The sequence below is a fragment of the Microcystis sp. M53603_WE2 genome, assembly GCF_030065435.1.
Genome location: NZ_JASJFF010000247.1, coordinates 1 through 1,570, shown reverse-complemented (window position 1 = coordinate 1,570; position 1,570 = coordinate 1). Strand labels below are relative to the sequence as shown.

Here is a 1,570-nt window from a genome sequence, read left to right as displayed (position 1 = left end):
GTCGCGGGATTTGCCCCTCTGTGAAGCTGTAGCCCGTCAATTAAGGGAAAATTATCAAATCATTAGCTTAGAGGATCCAAGACAGTTAAAAGGCTTATTTCGTGGGGTAGAAATGGTGATCGGAATGCGCTTTCATAGTTTGATTATGGCCGCGGCAGAAGATTGTCGTTGTTTTGCCCTTAGTTATGATCCGAAAGTGTCGCGATTAATTGCCGAAGTACCGATGCCGGGTTGGGAATTAGATCAGTTACCAGAGGCAGTTAATGATATTAGTAACACTTGGATTAATTTTTATGCCAATGGAGAGGCATTAACCAGCGATCGCAAGCATTTTTTAATCGATCGAGCTTTAATTCATAGAGAAATTTTGTTTAGATTGGTGAGCTAATTTTTATGTCGAGTGCCATTACCGAAGCGATCACGACTATTGCCTTGGCTGAGACAAGATTTAATCTCTCCTTAACAGAAGATGGGGCATTTTTCCCCGAATGGAAAAGTGATTTACTGGCCCTATCTAGCCATGAGAAAAAGAGTTTAGATGAACTAATACAAAGGTATTTATACCAAAGATCGGCGGGACAGTTATTAGAAAAAACCGTGACTTTATTGTTAGTTTCTCCCTTACTAGCGATTGCGGGTTTTTACGATCCGCCTTTGCGAGTACGCGCAGAGGAATCGGTAAGCTTAACCGTCGATGATGGGGAAGAAATACTATCGGGTAGAATCGATGTTTTAGTCTGGTTAAATCAGTTTTGGGTGGTAATTGTAGAATCAAAAAAAACTGCCCTATCGGTTTGGACTGCCTTACCGCAAACCTTAGCCTATTTGATGGCTAATCCCCAGCCGGAAAAACCTAGCTTTGCCCTCGTCACCAATGGAGATGATATTTTATTGGTCAAATTGAGAGCTAATGTCCATCATTATGCCCTATCTAGGATATTTGCTCCCTTTATTTCCAGAGAAGAACTATATAGGGTTTTGCAGATTTTAAAACACATCGGTGCAGCGATCAAATAAAATCAAGATTAGAAATTAAGTAAGTGGTTCTAATTAAATAGAAGGTAGATTTTGCCTTCGATCCCCCCTTGATCCCCCCTTATTAAGGGGGGTATCTATCTACTTATTAGCGAGGAAAAACCTAACCAGAAGAATTTTTAGGTGAATCCTAATTGAGATGGGAGTCTTTGGGAATAACATCCAAACCGAGGAGAACCTTTTGGGTATTGGACATATCACCGATAATTCTTTGTAGGGGTGGAGGAAGTTGTTTGACTAAAGTAGGAGTTACGAGAATTTTATCCTGTTCCGCTAATTGCGGCTGTTCGAGAACATCAATTATTTCTACCGTATAAAGACCGGATAACTCCTCGCGACAGATCCGAAAAATATTAGCGATCGCCCTCTGGGATTTACTTGAATCGCCCATAATATAGAGTTTGAGAAGATATTGACTCATGATTGCGTGTTATTGAACAGTTTAATGTTGCTGAGACCGATATAGTATTTACGATAGAAAGAGACGAGATAACCCATCAATTCCAGGACCATGAGACGACCTTCGCTAACGTAG

The 1,570-nt window shown here is 40.6% G+C and carries 3 protein-coding genes and 1 pseudogene; 2 read left to right on the top strand and 2 right to left on the bottom strand.

The genetic code is table 11. The features are described from left to right. Together PX481_RS05335 and PX481_RS05330 are read left to right on the top strand one after the other, a co-directional pair. Nucleotides 1–388, top strand: a 388-nt coding sequence (locus PX481_RS05335) for a polysaccharide pyruvyl transferase family protein (RefSeq protein WP_288093908.1), incomplete at its 5' end; no start/stop codon positions are given. A 5-nt stretch (nt 389–393) separates the two neighbouring features. Further along, a complete protein-coding gene (locus PX481_RS05330) occupies nt 394–1,017 on the top strand; it encodes a type I restriction endonuclease subunit R (RefSeq protein WP_288093907.1) in 624 nt (207 codons plus the stop codon). A gap of 148 nt (nt 1,018–1,165) precedes the next feature. Here the strand turns inward: PX481_RS05330 and PX481_RS05325 are convergent, their stop codons facing one another. Together PX481_RS05325 and PX481_RS05320 are read right to left on the bottom strand one after the other, a co-directional pair. Continuing rightward, on the bottom strand, nt 1,166–1,456 hold the full coding sequence (locus PX481_RS05325) for a circadian clock KaiB family protein (protein ID WP_002772019.1): 291 nt from the start codon (nt 1,454–1,456) through the stop codon (nt 1,166–1,168). Continuing rightward, nucleotides 1,453–1,570: pseudogene (locus tag PX481_RS05320) on the bottom strand (response regulator); the annotation flags it as partial. The gene PX481_RS05325 and the pseudogene PX481_RS05320, both read right to left, overlap by 4 nt.

Excerpts from the sequence above, each read along its gene's own strand:
- PX481_RS05330 (WP_288093907.1), top strand. The coding sequence starts at position 394 with ATGTCGAGTGCCATTACCGAAGCGATCACGACTATTGCCTTGGCTGAG.
- PX481_RS05325 (WP_002772019.1), bottom strand. The coding sequence starts at position 1,456 with ATGAGTCAATATCTTCTCAAACTCTATATTATGGGCGATTCAAGTAAA.